The following is a 14,139-nucleotide window of genomic DNA, read 5'->3' on the forward strand; positions in this document are numbered from 1 at the left end:
TTCTATAAGCGTTGTCAGTTCGGACCGGGGTCCGCCACCAGTCGCCCGGCATCCTTAGTCAGCGACTTGAGGAACTCGGCCTGCAACTCGGGATCGTTGCGTGTCAGCTCGATCAGGCTCTGTTCCAGCTCGCTGGCTTCTTCTTCCAGACCCAGTTCCGAAAGACGTTTGACCCGGTGCACCCACTGGCTCACTTCGTCGTCTTCCAGATCGTCGTAAATCAGGCCGTGGGCTTCCAGCAGCTTGCCACGCAGGTGACTGCTGATCGTCAGGGACGAGTCGGAATGCACGTCATCCTTGGCATCCTCGACGCTGATCTGCAGTTTGCCGACATGGTTCAGATCGTTTTCGGCGAACGGACTGTCCAGCAGGTTCAGGCGCAGCACGCCGTTGCGGTCGGTGGTCATGTCGAAGGTCTGCTTGCCGGCCTTGACCTGCACCGGGCGCTCGCTCCACGGTAGGCTCGAATACTCCATGCGCTTGTCGCGCTGGACTTCATCGATACCGGCCAGGTTCTGCTGCGCACGACCGTGGGACTGCACGTTCATGAACGGGTTGAGCCCGGCGAACCCGTAGCTCAGCCAGTCCTTGGTCACGCTGTCCGGCAGGGTACCGAAGGCGAACACGTTGACCACGTTGGCCCCGACGCCTGCCACCACCGCCACGGCACCCAGCGGAATCTCGTAGATTTCGCGCCAGGGCTGATAAGGCGTGTAGCGGTCATAACGACGGGTCACTTCGTATTCAGTGACTTCGAAGGTTTTCTGCTCGTTGATCTTTACGCGTCTCTGCGGCAGCTCAAGCACCTTAGGCTCACCGACATCGATCTGCAGGCTGTGATCGAGCAGCTTTCGCTCGACCCGCTCTTCGTGCTCGCTGCGCTGTGACATGTGATTGGCACAGCCGCTGACCAGCAGGGTGCCGCACAGGGCGGCACCACCGAGGCCTAAGGTGTTTCGCTTGAACATGAGGACTCTATCTGGTTTCAGCGGCGGATACGGGCCTGCAGGAAGGACAGTACGTCGGCAACCGGCAGCGCTTGCGCCTGGCCTTCGGTACGGCTCTTGTATTCCAGGTTGCCTTCGGCGAGGCCGCGGTCGCTGACCACGATCCGGTGCGGAATGCCGATCAGCTCCATGTCCGCGAACTTGATGCCCGGGCTGGTTTTCTTGTCGCGATCGTCCAGCAGCACTTCGAAGCCGGCCGCGGTCAGTTCCGCGTACAGCTTGTCGGTGGCTTCGCGCACCTGCTCGGTTTCATAGCGCAGCGGTACCAGGGCGATCTGGAAAGGCGCCAGGGCGTCGCTCCAGATGATGCCGTTCTCGTCGTTGTTCTGCTCGATGGCCGCAGCCACCACGCGGGACACGCCGATGCCGTAGCAACCCATTTCCAGAGTCACAGGCTTGCCGTTCTCGCCCAGCACTTCGCACTTCATCGCCTTGCTGTACTTGTTGCCCAGCTGGAAGATGTGTCCGACTTCGATGCCGCGCTTGATTTCCAGGGTGCCCTTGCCGTCCGGGCTTGGGTCGCCAGCCACGACGTTGCGCAGGTCGGCCACGGTCGGAACCGGCAGGTCACGCTCCCAGTTCACGCCGAAGTAGTGCTTGTCGTCGATGTTGGCACCGATGCCGAAGTCGCTCATCAGCTCGACCGAGCGGTCGATGATGATTGGCAGCGGCAGGTTCAGCGGGCCGAGGGAACCGGCGCCGGCGCCGATGGCGTCACGCAGTTCGGCGTCGGACGCCATGACCAGCGGGCTGGCGACGCCAGGTTGCTGGGCAGCCTTGATTTCGTTCAGCTCGTGGTCGCCACGGATCACCAGGGCGATCAGCTTGCCTTCTTCCTCGGCGTGCACGATCAGGGTCTTGATGGTCTTTTCGATCGGCAGACCGAATTTTTCCACCAGGGCCGCGATGGTCTTGGTGTCCGGGGTGTCGACCAGACGCAGTTCTTCGGCCGGCGCAGCGCGGGAAGTTTCACGCGGTACGGCTTCGGCTTTCTCGATGTTCGCGGCGTAGTCGGAGCCGTTGCTGAAGACGATATCGTCTTCGCCGGACTCGGCCAGCACGTGGAATTCGTGGGAGCCGGCACCGCCGATGGAACCGTTATCGGCTTCCACCGGACGGAACTTCAGGCCCAGACGCGTGAACACATTGCAGTACGCCTCGTGCATGCGGTCATAGGTGACCTGCAGCGACGCCTGGTCGGCGTGGAACGAGTACGCGTCCTTCATGATGAATTCACGGCCGCGCATCAAGCCGAAGCGTGGGCGGATTTCGTCACGGAACTTGGTCTGGATCTGGTACAGGTTGATTGGCAGCTGCTTGTAGCTGCTCAACTCGTTGCGCATCAGATCGGTGATCACTTCTTCGTGGGTCGGGCCCGCGCAGAAGTCGCGACCGTGACGGTCTTTGATGCGCAGCAGCTCAGGGCCGTATTCTTCCCAGCGCCCCGATTCCTGCCACAGCTCGGCCGGTTGGGTGCTCGGCATCAACACTTCCAGAGAGCCGGCGGCGTTCATCTCTTCGCGAACGATGGCTTCCACCTTGCGCATTACCCGCAGGCCCATCGGCAGCCAGGTGTACAGGCCCGAGGCGAGTTTGCGGATCATGCCGGCACGCAGCATCAGCTGATGGCTGATGACGACCGCGTCGGAAGGCGTTTCTTTCTGTGTGGCGAGCAAAAATTGACTGGTGCGCATGGTTGGCCGTTGTCGGTTGCTATGACTGGAAATGACGGAGCAGTGTACCGGCGAGAGTTGCCGACGTACAGAAGTGCAGGCCCGGCGGAAACCCTTCCGCCGGGTGCGAGATGTCTTACGACTCTTCGGCGACGGGCGTCGACACGGGTTCCGGTGTCGGTGTCGGCCCTTCGCGGCGACTCTCCTGGAACCAGTGCAGGGCGATCAGCACCAGGGTCGGCACGCCGAGCGCCGCTGTGATGATGAAGAAGTTATGATAGCCGAACTTCTCCACCATGACCCCGGAGTAGCCGCCGATGAGGCGCGGAAGCAGCAGCATGATCGAGCTGAGCAGGGCGTACTGGGTCGCGGAGAACTTCAGGTTGGTCAGGCTCGACAGATAGGCGACGAACGCCGAAGTGGCCATGCCCGAGCTGAAGTTGTCGAGGGAAATGGTCACCACCAGCATCTGCAGGTTCGGGCCCATGTCCGCCAGCATCACGAACAGCAGGTTGGTGGCTGCCGACGCGGCACCGCCGATGAACAGGATCGGCAGAATCCCGAAGCGCACGATCAGCAGGCCGCCCATGCCGGCGCCCACCAGGGTCATGATCAGGCCGAAGATCTTGCTGACGCTGGCGATCTGGTCCTTGGTGAAGCCCTGGTCGATGTAGAACACGTTGGCCATCACGCCCATCACCGTGTCAGACATGCGATAGGTGGCGATCAGGCCGAGCAGCAGCAGGGCCTGCCAGCGGTAGCGCAGGATGAAATCGTTGACCGGCGTCAGCACTGGCGCCAGGCCACGGCGACCCATGGTCGACAGGCACAGGCCGGTCAACAGGGTGTAGAGAATGGCGCGCAGGAATGCCCGGTCTTCCAGCAGCAGGTCCAGCGGGCTCATGGTGCCGAACAGCACGCTGGCGAAATCGGTGTTGTAGAGCTGGGTGAACATGGCTGGTACGGAAACCAGCAGGACGATCAGCACGAACACCGACATCAGCTGGTGCATGAAGGTGTAGCGCCCGGCCTGCAACTGGGTACGCAGCGGCACTGGCGGCTCGCGCATCAGCAGGGTGGTGATCAGCGCAGGCACCATCAAGGCGCCGAACAGCGCGTAAGTGCCGGTCCAGGCGGAATGCTGGTAGTTGAAACCGGTGGAACCGAAACCTTCGGCGAAGAACAATGCGCCGGCTGTCGCCAGCAGAGCCGCGACCCGATAACCGGACATGTAACTGGCGGCCAGTGCGGCCTGGCGGTTGTCTTCGGCGATTTCCAGCCGGTAGGCGTCGACGGCGATGTCCTGGGTGGCGGAAGCGAAGGCGACGATCACGGCAATGGCTATCAGCCAGGACAGGTGTTTCTGCGGGTCGCAGAAGCCCATGCCGATCAGGCCGAGGATCACCAGCGACTGCGCAAGCACCAGCCACGAACGGCGTCGGCCGAGTTTGCCGAGCAGCGGCAGGCGCCACTGGTCGAGCAGCGGCGACCAGACCCATTTGAAGGCATAGGCCAGACCGATCAGGCTGGCATAGCCGATCGTCTCGCGGGCTACACCGGCTTCACGCAGCCAGACCGAAAGTGTCGAGAACACCAGCATGTACGGCAGGCCGGCGGCGAAACCCAGCAACAACAGCACGAGCGTCGAAGGACTGGCATAGGCGGCGAGCGCGGCGCGCCAGGTTTTACGGGGCATGGGCTGAAGTCTGCCTCAAGATTGCGAAAACAAAGCGCGCACTCTAACCGCTGTGCTCTACCGGACGCCAGCCATGGCGCCGAATATCCACACGATTGTTCAGGATCGTAACGCCCTCCATACGCAATCGTGCCCGCTGCTCATCACCCGAAGGGCTGCCTGCCGGAAGGCTGATCCGACCGCCGGCACCGAGTACGCGGTGCCACGGCAGCTTGGTGTCGCCCGGCAACTGGCTCAGGGTGCGGCCGACCCAGCGGGCGGCGCGCCCCAACCCGGCCAGTTCGGCCAACTGACCATAGCTGACCACCTTGCCCTCAGGTACCTGGGCAAGGGTCGAGTAGAGTGCCGTGCGTCGGATTTGCGGATCGTTTTCGCAGGCTTGTATCGGGTCTGTCACGTGCGCCGTTCCTGAACAGGGTCGATTCATGGATTAAAGGTTAATCCGTGATCGGGCAATTGAGAAATGAACTCAACAGAAATAGCCGGGTCACTCCTTGTCAGAGGATTATTCCTACGGATAATGCCGACCCTTTTTTTCGCAACCCCGAGCCCCAGATTCGCTTATGTTGTCCAGAACCCTGTTGTGCCTTGCTGTCTTCAGTGCGTCCACGCCCTTGCTTGCCGATACCGTCTGGTTGAAGAACGGAGACAAGCTGAGCGGCAAAATCACCCTGTTCGACGGCGGCAAGTTGCTGGTCCAGACCCAGTACGCCGGCGCGGTCACCATCGACTGGAAACAGGTGAAGACCCTGGAAAGCGATCAGGAACTGCTGGTCAAGCAGGACGCCTACAGCGGCGAGAAAGCCAAGTCGCTGACCGCCGCTGACGATGGCAAGGTCACCCTGGCCAACGGCGAGGCACCGAAAACCGTCGAGCTGGCGAGCATCCAGCAGATTCTCAAGCCCAAGCCGGTGGTCGAGGATCTGGTCTGGAAGGGCAATGTCGATCTGGCCCTGGATTATCAGCGTGCCGAAAAAGACACCAATGACTACGACATCGGCTTCAAGACTTCGGCGCGCCATGGCCGTTGGCGTCATACCGCTGAAGGCGAGTACAACCGTGAAGTCCAGGATGAGGTGGTGACCACCAACAACTGGCGCGCCGAATATGCACTGGACCGCTTCCTGACCGACAAGTGGTTCTGGCAGGGGCGATTGAACTACAAACGTGATTACGTCGAAGAGCTGTCGCGCCAGCGGGTGGTCGGTACCGGTCCGGGCTATCAGTTCTGGGATGACGAGCTGGGCGCGTTCTCCCTCGGCTCGCTGCTCAACCGCACCGATTACGAGTACAGCGACGGCGGCACGGACAACTTCTATTCCGTCGCCATGAAATGGGACTACAACCGCTACCTGATCGGAAAGAAGGTGCAGTTCTTCACCACCGGCGAGATTGGCAAGCCGCTGTCGGACGTTGCCAACTATGCCCTGGATTCGGAAGTGGGCCTGCGCTACAAGGTGACGGACTGGGCCTCGCTCAATCTCAAGGCCGAGCGTGACATCATCAGCGGCACCAAGGATGCGGATCTGAACAAGACCCGCTACACCGCCGGGTTTGGCGTGGCCTGGTAACGCCGCACACAAAAAACGCAGCCTTGGTCGGGCTGCGTTTTTTTTTGCCTGTACAAAACAGGCGGACACAAAAAAGCCCCGCTTTTAAGGGCGGGGCTTCTTAGCCAGGAAGCTACAAGTTAGATAACTTGTACTTCTTCAGCTTGCATGCCTTTCTGACCGCGGGTAGCGATGAAAGAAACCTGTTGGCCTTCTTTCAGGCTTTTGAAGCCGTCGGACTGGATAGCTTTGAAGTGAACGAACAGGTCGTCACCGGATTGTGGAGTGATGAAGCCGAAGCCTTTTTCATCGTTGAACCACTTAACGGTACCGGTTTGGCGATTAGACATGGTGTAACTCCTTGAACAAAGATAACTGCGACTCAGGAAGAACCCTGGCCGAGACTGAGTGCAAAGAGCAGGAAAAATTCTTGTAGATGGTTGGATCGAAATTCAACATATCGTGTAGAGATTCTCAGTGACACAAGCAGCACAGTGGCGCCACCTTAACCCTTTTTCCGGAACGTGCCAATGCTTCTTGCGAAGGTTTCTCCGTTTTAAGGATCGGCGGTGTGACGGTTCGTCGCGAAGCCGCGTATTTCCTGCATGTTCGGCGAGATTTGCACCCTGGACTTTGAACCCGGCGGCGCGCCCGGTAAGATGCCGGACAGATTTTTTCCACCTCGCTATTCAGGACACCCCGCCATGAGCATCAAATCGGACAAGTGGATTCGCCGCATGGCGCAGGAACACGGCATGATCGAGCCGTTCGTCGAGCGCCAGGTACGCGGCAGCGACGACAGCCGGGTGATCTCCTACGGTGTGTCGAGCTACGGCTACGATGTGCGTTGCACCAACCATTTCAAGGTGTTCACCAACATCAATTCGGCCATCGTCGATCCGAAGAACTTCGACGCCGGCAGCTTCGTCGATGTCCACAGCGACGTTTGCATCATCCCGCCGAACTCCTTCGCCCTGGCCACGACCGTTGAATACTTCCGTATTCCACGCAACGTGCTGACCATCTGCCTGGGCAAAAGCACCTACGCCCGTTGCGGCATCATCGTCAACGTCACTCCGCTCGAGCCTGAGTGGGAAGGTCAGGTGACCCTGGAGTTCTCCAACACCACCAACCTGCCGGCGAAGATCTACGCCAACGAAGGTGTGGCACAGATGCTGTTCCTGGAGTCCGACGAGGAATGTGAAGTTTCCTACAAAGACCGTGCGGGCAAGTACCAGGGCCAGCGTGGCGTGACCCTGCCACGTACCTGAGCCGTCCATCCGGCAGTTACCGGGAATTCTTCGGCGGGTAGACACTCTATGGGGTGTACTGCCCGTTTCGCGAACAGCGGGGCGGGCCTTCGCCGAGGAGTGCTCCATGAAGATCGATCCGCAAATCACTGCCGAACTGGCAAGGCTCGAGCCCAATCAGGTTGGCGTATTGGCCTGGTCGTTGCTGGCACACCCGCCCGTCACCCTGGCTGGCGGAATTCCTCACCAGCCTGATCCCGACACCCCCAACGAAGAACCGACCGAGCCCGGCGAGCCTACGTTGCCGGACAAACCGCCACCCGCGCCCGTCGCGTGATTGAATGTATGGCCCGTCGGCTGATTCCTGAACAGGACGTCAGCCGACGGGCCATATTTCGTTGTCGCCAATGACAAAGATCCGACAGCTGTCTTCTTTCTCCACCGGATAACCGCCGGTGAAGGCACCGAAGGCCGGTAGCAGGCTGATGCGTTCTCCCAGCCTGAAACACGCCAGCCGCAGACGCTGACGCCCCTTGCCGGTCAATCGATAAACCGGATGTAGATGTCCTGCGAGGACGTGGCGTTCAGGGTGCGGATCGGGTTCGTGCTGCAAGGCGAAGGGCCCGAGCAGCAAGGGCTCCGGCACCACACGAATATTCAGCGCCGTTGGTGGATCGCCGGCACGTTTATCGTGATTCCCGCGAATCAGCGTGATCGGCAGATCGGCGTGACGCACCCGCCACTGCGCCAGTGACTGCAAGGTGCCGGGGGCGTGGGAGCCGGGCCCGTGCAGAAAATCACCGAGGAAGATCAGTTGCCGACACGGCAGTTTCGCCAGCAACTGTTCGATCAGCGCAATGTTGCTGGCCGTGGTGCCCTGCGGCACCGGTTGTCCCAGGCGCCGGTAGGCGGCCGCCTTGCCGAAATGCACGTCGGCAATCAGCAGCGCCTGTTGCGCCGGCCAGTACAATGCCTTTTCCGGCAACAGCCAGAGTTCTTCGCCCGCCAGACGCACAGGGTAGGGCGCATTCATCAGGATTGACCCTTGTCGGCGGATTTCTCCAGATCGCCGACCATGCGCCGGATGCGATCGGCGAGTTTTTCCGAACTCATGCTTTCGCGCATGCGCTCCACCAGCAGCGGGAAGCCGAGCGGTGTAGGACGTTTGATCAGGTGCATGTCCAGTTTCATCCGGTTGATCCGTTCCAGCGTCTGTTCCAGTCGACGAATATCCAGTTCTTCTCGTAAGACTTCTTCCCCGGCCTGCGCCAGCAACAGATTGTCGGCGTCGTATTGTTTGAATACTTCGAAAAACAGTCCGCTGGAGGCCTGTACCTGACGGGTACTTTTTGGCGCGCCGGGGTAACCGGCGAACACCAGGCCCGCGATCCTCGCGATTTCCCGGAAACGCCGCAATGCCAGTTCGCCCGCGTTGAGGCTGGCAAGCACATCCTTCAACAAATCCTCGGGACTGAGCAGGGCGCCATCCAGTTGCACAGACCAGTCAACGGGCGTGGCGCTGAGCAGTTCCAGTCCGTAATCATTGACCGCAATCGAGAAGGTCACAGGCAGGCGCTGGCTGACCCGCCACGCCAGCAGGCTGGCCAGCCCCAGATGCACCTGACGTCCGGCAAACGGATAGAGAAAAAGGTGCCAGCCTTCGCGGGATTTCAGCACTTCGGCAAGCAGATTGTTGACTGTCGGCAAACCCGACCAACGCATCTGCGTTTCCAGCAGCGGGCGCAAGGCCTGCATTTCCGGGCCGGCAAACTCACCGTGTGCCGCCGCGCTGAACCGGTTGACCACCGCTTCAGCCAGTTCGCTGGACAGCGGCATGCGTCCGCCATTCCAGCGTGGCACGGCGGCTTTTTTCGCGGCGCTGCGTTTGACGTAGGCGGTCATGTTTTCCACGCGCACCAGTTCAAGCAAGCGTCCGGCGAACAGGAAACCGTCACCGGGTTTGAGGCGGGCGATGAAGCCTTCCTCGACGCTGCCCAGTTGCTTGCCGCCTCCGCCCTTGCTCCAGAATTTCAAATGGATAGAGGCGTCGCTGACGATGGTGCCGATGCTCATCCGGTGCCGCCGGGCCAACCGGGCATCGGGGACGCGCCAGATCCCGTGCTCATCCGGCTCGACCCGGCGGTAATCCGGGTAAGCCGTCAGCGATATCCCGCCATGGCGTACGAATGCCAGCGCCCAGGCCCATTCCACCAGCGTCAGGTCGCGATAAGCCCAGGCTCCCCGGACTTCTTCGTACAAGTCCTCGGGTAAAAAGCCACCGCCCAGGGCGATGCTGACCAGATGCTGTACCAGCACATCCAGCGGTTTGTGCGGTGACAGTCGCGGTTCGATCCGTCGCTGTGCCACCGCATCGCGGGCGGCAGCGGCTTCGATCAGTTCCAGACTGTGGGTTGGCACCAGGGTGACCCGCGATGCTCGACCGGGCGCATGGCCCGAGCGTCCGGCACGCTGCATCAGGCGCGCCACGCCTTTGGCCGAACCGATTTGCAGCACCCGCTCCACCGGTAGGAAGTCCACTCCAAGATCCAGGCTCGAAGTGCAGACCACCGCTTTGAGCTGACCATTCTTCAACGCCTGCTCGACCCAGTCCCGGGTATCGCGGGACAGCGAGCTGTGGTGCAAGGCAATCAGGCCGGCCCAGTCCGGTCGTGCTTCCAGCAAGGCCTGATACCAGATTTCCGACTGCGCCCGAGTATTGGTGAACACCAGGCTGCTGGCGCACACGTCCAGTTCGGCAACCACTTGCGGCAACATTTTCAGACCTATATGCCCGGCCCAGGGAAAACGCTCGATCTGCGGTGGGAGCAGGGTATCGACCCGCAGCGTTTTTTCGCTTTGCCCCTGAATACTCACGCCACTGCCCTGTGGGATCAGGACTTGTTCAGCGTGGGACTGATTGCCGAGCGTCGCAGAAACACCCCAGACGATCAGTCCCGGATGCCAGCGCCGCAGGCGGGCGAGGGCCAGTTGCAATTGCACGCCGCGTTTGTTGCCGAGCAGTTCGTGCCACTCATCCACCACGACCATGCGCAAGGTCGACAGCGCCGTTTGCGCGTCGGCGCGGGCGAGCATCAGGGTCAGGCTTTCCGGGGTGGTGATCAGCGTGGTCGGCAGGCGTCGGTTCTGGCGGGCGCGTTCGCTGCTGCCGGTGTCGCCGGTACGCAGGCCGACGCTCCAGGGAATGTGCAGATCGTCCAGCGGCGTTTGCAGGGCACGCGCGGTGTCGGCGGCCAGCGCCCGCATCGGCGTGATCCACAGGACAGTCAGCGGTTCGGCAGGCGGCGGGCGTTTGCGGGTGGTTTCAGCAACAGGCCCGGAGCGGGCAAATCGATCGAGCGCGGCAAACCACACCGCGTAGGTTTTACCGGCGCCGGTGCTGGCGTGCAGCAGTCCCGACTCGCCTCGCTTGACCGCCGCCCACACCTGCTTCTGAAAGGTGAACGGCTTCCAGTCGCGGGCGCTGAACCAGTGTTTGGCGAAGTCGGTGGAAGTGCCCATGCCGGCGACGTGTGCTCTGAAGGTGTTCCTTCAGTGACCGCGCCGGCCGGGCAATAGTTTTACTTGAGATTGCCGCTGAGGAATTGCTTCAGGCGTTCGCTTTTCGGATTGCCCAGCACGTCTTCCGGCGCGCCTTCTTCTTCCACCAGCCCTTGGTGCAGGAACAGCACCTGGCTCGACACCTTGCGCGCAAAACTCATTTCGTGGGTGACCATGATCATGGTCCGGCCTTCTTCAGCCAGACCCTGAATCACCTTGAGCACTTCGCCGACCAGTTCCGGGTCGAGCGCCGAAGTCGGTTCGTCGAACAGCATGACTTCCGGCTCCATGGCCAGGGCCCGGGCAATGGCCACCCGTTGTTGCTGGCCACCGGAAAGAAACGCCGGGTACTGATCGGCGACCCGGGCCGGCAGGCCGACCTTGTCCAGATAACGCCGGGCCCGATCGTCAGCCTCGGCCTTGCTGCAACCCAGCACCCGGCGCGGGGCCATGGTGATGTTTTCCAGCACGGTCATGTGGCTCCACAGGTTGAAATGCTGGAACACCATGGCGAGGCGGGTGCGCAGACGCTGCAGTTCCTCGGCGTCGGCGACGTGCATGCCGTGACGGTCGGTGACCATGCGGATCGCCTGGCCGTCGAGGCTCATCGCGCCGTCGTTGGGTTGTTCGAGGAAGTTGATGCAGCGCAAAAAGGTGCTTTTGCCCGAGCCGCTGGCGCCGATCAGGCTGATCACGTCACCGGTTTTGGCTTTGAGCGAAACGCCTTTGAGCACCTGATGGTCGCCATAGCTTTTATGCAGGCCTTCTACGGTCAGTTTGTACATGGGACAGGCATCCTCAAGGCGAAAGTAAGTAGCCGCTGCGATAGGCTTCGGCGCCCGCGACGTGGGCGATCACCATGCCGGCGGTGGCCATGCGCCGCAGCGAGCGGGCATAGAGCAGACCGGAAGCGGTGCAATGGACTGGCGTGACCCGATCGTTGATCGGGTCGATGATTTCGGCGATTTGCTGCCCGGCTTCCAGGTGCTGCCCGGGCGTGGCGGTGTACACCAGCAGGCCGCCGATCGGAGTGGTGACAGGTTCGACACCGGCCAGCGGAGTGGCCGGGAATGACAGCTCCGGCAGCGGTTTCGAAGCGCCGGCGATGGCACCGAAGTGAGTCAGGTAATCGAGCAGCGCCTGGCAGTCACGGCTGGCCACCGGATGGCTGACGTCGCCCTGGCCGCGCAGCTCGACCGTGACCGAGAAACTGCCGAGGGGGATCTCGAAGTGCTCGCCGAAGCGTTCCTTCAATTGCCACCACAACAGGGTGAAGCATTCGTCGAACGACTGACCGCCGGAGTCGGTGGCCAGCAGGCTCGCCTTCGACTCGATGTAGCGCGCCAGCGGCTCGACCTGGGGCCAGGCCTCGGGCGTGGTGTAGAGATGAACCACGGATTCGAAATCGCAGTGCAGGTCCAGCACCATGTCCGCGTCACAGGCCAGCCGTTGCAGGGTCAGGCGCTGGGATTGCAGTTGAGTCGTGGCGGTATGGCGGGCAAGGGCGCTGCGCAGGCTGGTGCGGATCAGTTCGAGGTTGCGCTGCGGGTCGTCGCACAGTTGCGATTCGATTTCGTTGCCGATCTCTTCGCTGAGGTCGACGAACCAGCGGTTGAAATTCTGCCCGCTCTCCAGCTCGTAGCGGCCCAGCGGCACGTCCATCAGCACTTGTTCGAGGCCGACCGGGTTGGCCACCGGCACCAGCACGATTTCGCTGATCAGGCGGCCGGCGGCTTCCAGCTCCGCCAGGCGTTGCTTGAGGTGCCAGGCCACCAGCATGCCGGGCAGTTCGTCGGCATGCAGCGAGGACTGGATGTAGATTTTGCCTTTGGCCTTTTCCGGGCCGAAGTGAAAACTGTGGATCTGTCGTGCGGTCCCCGGCAGCGGGGCCAGCAGGTCATGTATCTGGTGGCGCATTGCAGAGAGGTCCTAGTGAGTCGGCCCGAGGAAGGCCAGCCATCGGCGTTCGGCAAGACGGAACAGGCCGACCAGCGCAAAGGTGATGGTCAGGTAGATCAGCGCAGCGATGCCGAACGACTGGAAGGTCAGGTAGGTCGCCGAGTTGGCGTCCCGTGCGACTTTCAGGATGTCCGGGATCGTTGCGGTGAACGCCACGGTGGTCGAGTGCAGCATCAGGATCACTTCGTTGCTGTAATACGGCAGCGAGCGACGCAGTGCTGACGGCATGATCACGTAGGCATACAGCTTCCAGCCGGTCAGGCCGTAGGCCTTGGCCGCTTCGACTTCGCCGTGGTTCATGCTGCGGATCGCCCCGGCGAAAATCTCCGTGGTGTAGGCGCAGGTGTTGAGGGCGAAGGCGAGGATCGTGCAGTTCATCGCATCGCGAAAGAATGCATCGAGCATCGGCTGGGCGCGCACGGCGGCCAGGCTGTAGATCCCGGTGTAGCAGATCAGCAGCTGGATATAGAGCGGCGTGCCGCGGAACAGGTAAGTGTAGAACTGCACCGGCCAGCGAATGTAGAAGTGCGGGGAAACCCGGGCAATCGACAGCGGGATCGACACGATGAAACCGATGAAGATCGACGCACTGAGCAACCACAGGGTCATGGCCAGCCCGGTGATGTTGTTGCCGTCGGTATAAAGGAAGGGTTTCCAGTATTCCTGCAGGAGTTCGATCATCGTACGGCCTCCCGGGCACCGGCGGCGTAACGCCGTTCGAGCCAGCGCAGGATGACGTTCGAGGCACTGGTGATCAGCAGATAGATCAAGGCGGCGAGTACCAGGAAGTAGAACAGTTGATAGGAGCTTTTGCCGGCGTCCTGGGCGGCCTTGACCAGGTCCGCCAGGCCGATGATCGACACCAGCGCGGTGGCCTTGAGCATCACCATCCAGTTGTTGCCGATGCCCGGCAGGGCGAAGCGCATCATTTGCGGAAACACCACGAAGCGAAAGCGCTGGCCGCGTTTGAGGCCATAAGCCGTGGCGGCTTCAACCTGACCCCGTGGCACCGCGAGGATCGCGCCGCGGAAGGTTTCGGTGAAGTACGCGCCATAAATGAAGCCCAAGGTGATCACGCCGGCCGTGAAGGAGTCGATTTCAATGTAATCCCACTCCATGACATCGGTCAGCGCGGTCAGCCAGGTTTGCAGGCTGTAGAAGATCAACAGCATCAGCACCAGGTCCGGCACCCCGCGAATCAGCGTGGTGTAGAGCTGGGCAGGCAGGCGCAGCAGTTTTGATTTGGACAGTTTGGCACTGGCGCCCAGCAGGCCGAGCAACACGGCCACCAGCAGCGACAACGCCGACAATTTGATGGTCATCCAGGTGCCTTCCAACAGCAGCGGACCGAAGCCCTTGAGGCTGAAGGCGGAGAGCCCCAGATTTTGTAAGAGGTTTTCGAACATAAATCAGCAACCTGAGCGGATGAAAAAGGCGCCCATCGAA

General features: G+C 61.4%; 14 protein-coding genes. 3 read left to right on the plus strand and 11 right to left on the minus strand.

All coding sequences use genetic code 11. The features are described 5' to 3' along the window. Window positions 1–14: 14 nt before the first annotated feature. The 4 genes from IF189_RS06285 to IF189_RS06300 form a co-directional block, all read right to left on the minus strand. The gene (locus IF189_RS06285) at window positions 15–968 is read right to left on the minus strand and encodes a hypothetical protein (RefSeq protein WP_085712916.1); all 954 of its coding nucleotides are present in this window, start codon (window positions 966–968) and stop codon (window positions 15–17) included. 17 nt (window positions 969–985) lie between these two features. Beyond that, window positions 986–2,701: a proline--tRNA ligase gene (locus tag IF189_RS06290; RefSeq protein ID WP_085712917.1), complete on the minus strand. Its 1,716-nt coding sequence runs from the start codon at window positions 2,699–2,701 to the stop codon at window positions 986–988. A 115-nt stretch (window positions 2,702–2,816) separates the two neighbouring features. After that, window positions 2,817–4,376: an AmpG family muropeptide MFS transporter gene (locus IF189_RS06295; RefSeq protein WP_114881691.1), complete on the minus strand. Its 1,560-nt coding sequence runs from the start codon at window positions 4,374–4,376 to the stop codon at window positions 2,817–2,819. 43 nt (window positions 4,377–4,419) lie between these two features. Then, window positions 4,420–4,803 (minus strand): MGMT family protein, encoded by a 384-nt coding sequence (locus IF189_RS06300; RefSeq protein ID WP_162803463.1) that lies wholly within the window; start codon window positions 4,801–4,803, stop codon window positions 4,420–4,422. Window positions 4,804–4,939: 136 nt separating this feature from the next. On the opposite strand from IF189_RS06300, the gene IF189_RS06305 reads away from it, so the two are divergent. After that, window positions 4,940–5,947, plus strand: coding sequence for a DUF481 domain-containing protein (locus IF189_RS06305; RefSeq protein ID WP_114881692.1), 1,008 nt, complete (start codon window positions 4,940–4,942; stop codon window positions 5,945–5,947). A 119-nt stretch (window positions 5,948–6,066) separates the two neighbouring features. On the opposite strand, the gene IF189_RS06310 is transcribed toward IF189_RS06305, so the two are convergent. After that, complete coding sequence (locus IF189_RS06310; RefSeq protein WP_002554837.1) at window positions 6,067–6,276, minus strand: cold-shock protein; 210 nt, start codon at window positions 6,274–6,276, stop codon at window positions 6,067–6,069. Window positions 6,277–6,630: 354 nt separating this feature from the next. Between IF189_RS06310 and dcd the strand changes: the two genes are divergently transcribed. After that, window positions 6,631–7,197, plus strand: a complete 567-nt coding sequence (dcd, locus tag IF189_RS06315; protein WP_007954988.1) for a dCTP deaminase — start codon at window positions 6,631–6,633, stop codon at window positions 7,195–7,197. Window positions 7,198–7,303: 106 nt separating this feature from the next. Beyond that, on the plus strand, window positions 7,304–7,513 hold the full coding sequence (locus IF189_RS06320) for a hypothetical protein (protein WP_065259270.1): 210 nt from the start codon (window positions 7,304–7,306) through the stop codon (window positions 7,511–7,513). Between the two features lie 39 nt (window positions 7,514–7,552). On the opposite strand, the gene pdeM is transcribed toward IF189_RS06320, so the two are convergent. The 6 genes from pdeM to IF189_RS06350 are packed head-to-tail and all read right to left on the minus strand — an operon-like array spanning window position 7,553 to window position 14,099. Next, window positions 7,553–8,209 carry a ligase-associated DNA damage response endonuclease PdeM gene (pdeM, locus tag IF189_RS06325; protein WP_134825701.1) on the minus strand — a complete coding sequence of 219 codons (657 nt, stop codon included), beginning with the start codon at window positions 8,207–8,209 and terminating at the stop codon, window positions 7,553–7,555. Next, window positions 8,209–10,695, minus strand: a complete 2,487-nt coding sequence (locus tag IF189_RS06330; RefSeq protein WP_192552988.1) for a ligase-associated DNA damage response DEXH box helicase — start codon at window positions 10,693–10,695, stop codon at window positions 8,209–8,211. The genes pdeM and IF189_RS06330 overlap by 1 nt, the downstream gene beginning before the upstream one ends. A gap of 59 nt (window positions 10,696–10,754) precedes the next feature. Beyond that, entirely contained in the window at window positions 10,755–11,519 is a 765-nt protein-coding gene (locus IF189_RS06335; protein WP_085712923.1) for an ABC transporter ATP-binding protein, read from the minus strand. 13 nt (window positions 11,520–11,532) lie between these two features. Then, on the minus strand, window positions 11,533–12,651 hold the full coding sequence (locus tag IF189_RS06340; protein WP_134825703.1) for a succinylglutamate desuccinylase/aspartoacylase family protein: 1,119 nt from the start codon (window positions 12,649–12,651) through the stop codon (window positions 11,533–11,535). A gap of 12 nt (window positions 12,652–12,663) precedes the next feature. Then, on the minus strand, window positions 12,664–13,374 hold the full coding sequence (locus IF189_RS06345; RefSeq protein ID WP_085712925.1) for an ABC transporter permease: 711 nt from the start codon (window positions 13,372–13,374) through the stop codon (window positions 12,664–12,666). Beyond that, window positions 13,371–14,099: an ABC transporter permease gene (locus IF189_RS06350; RefSeq protein ID WP_065259276.1), complete on the minus strand. Its 729-nt coding sequence runs from the start codon at window positions 14,097–14,099 to the stop codon at window positions 13,371–13,373. Before IF189_RS06350 ends, IF189_RS06345 begins: the two co-directional genes overlap by 4 nt. Window positions 14,100–14,139: the final 40 nt, after the last annotated feature.

The sequence above is a fragment of the Pseudomonas sp. IzPS59 genome, from assembly GCF_014863505.1.
Classification (GTDB): Bacteria; Pseudomonadota; Gammaproteobacteria; order Pseudomonadales; family Pseudomonadaceae; genus Aquipseudomonas; species Aquipseudomonas kribbensis.

What these genes read in the sequence shown, in the direction of transcription:
- IF189_RS06345 (WP_085712925.1), bottom strand. Translation starts at nt 13,374, where the DNA reads ATGATCGAACTCCTGCAGGAATACTGGAAACCCTTCCTTTATACCGAC.
- IF189_RS06295 (WP_114881691.1), bottom strand. Translation starts at nt 4,376, where the DNA reads ATGCCCCGTAAAACCTGGCGCGCCGCGCTCGCCGCCTATGCCAGTCCT.
- IF189_RS06340 (WP_134825703.1), bottom strand. Translation starts at nt 12,651, where the DNA reads ATGCGCCACCAGATACATGACCTGCTGGCCCCGCTGCCGGGGACCGCA.
- IF189_RS06305 (WP_114881692.1), top strand. Translation starts at nt 4,940, where the DNA reads ATGTTGTCCAGAACCCTGTTGTGCCTTGCTGTCTTCAGTGCGTCCACG.
- IF189_RS06320 (WP_065259270.1), top strand. Translation starts at nt 7,304, where the DNA reads ATGAAGATCGATCCGCAAATCACTGCCGAACTGGCAAGGCTCGAGCCC.
- pdeM (WP_134825701.1), bottom strand. Translation starts at nt 8,209, where the DNA reads ATGAATGCGCCCTACCCTGTGCGTCTGGCGGGCGAAGAACTCTGGCTG.
- IF189_RS06350 (WP_065259276.1), bottom strand. Translation starts at nt 14,099, where the DNA reads ATGTTCGAAAACCTCTTACAAAATCTGGGGCTCTCCGCCTTCAGCCTC.
- IF189_RS06285 (WP_085712916.1), bottom strand. Translation starts at nt 968, where the DNA reads ATGTTCAAGCGAAACACCTTAGGCCTCGGTGGTGCCGCCCTGTGCGGC.
- dcd (WP_007954988.1), top strand. Translation starts at nt 6,631, where the DNA reads ATGAGCATCAAATCGGACAAGTGGATTCGCCGCATGGCGCAGGAACAC.
- IF189_RS06335 (WP_085712923.1), bottom strand. Translation starts at nt 11,519, where the DNA reads ATGTACAAACTGACCGTAGAAGGCCTGCATAAAAGCTATGGCGACCAT.
- IF189_RS06310 (WP_002554837.1), bottom strand. Translation starts at nt 6,276, where the DNA reads ATGTCTAATCGCCAAACCGGTACCGTTAAGTGGTTCAACGATGAAAAA.
- IF189_RS06300 (WP_162803463.1), bottom strand. Translation starts at nt 4,803, where the DNA reads ATGAATCGACCCTGTTCAGGAACGGCGCACGTGACAGACCCGATACAA.
- IF189_RS06330 (WP_192552988.1), bottom strand. Translation starts at nt 10,695, where the DNA reads ATGGGCACTTCCACCGACTTCGCCAAACACTGGTTCAGCGCCCGCGAC.
- IF189_RS06290 (WP_085712917.1), bottom strand. Translation starts at nt 2,701, where the DNA reads ATGCGCACCAGTCAATTTTTGCTCGCCACACAGAAAGAAACGCCTTCC.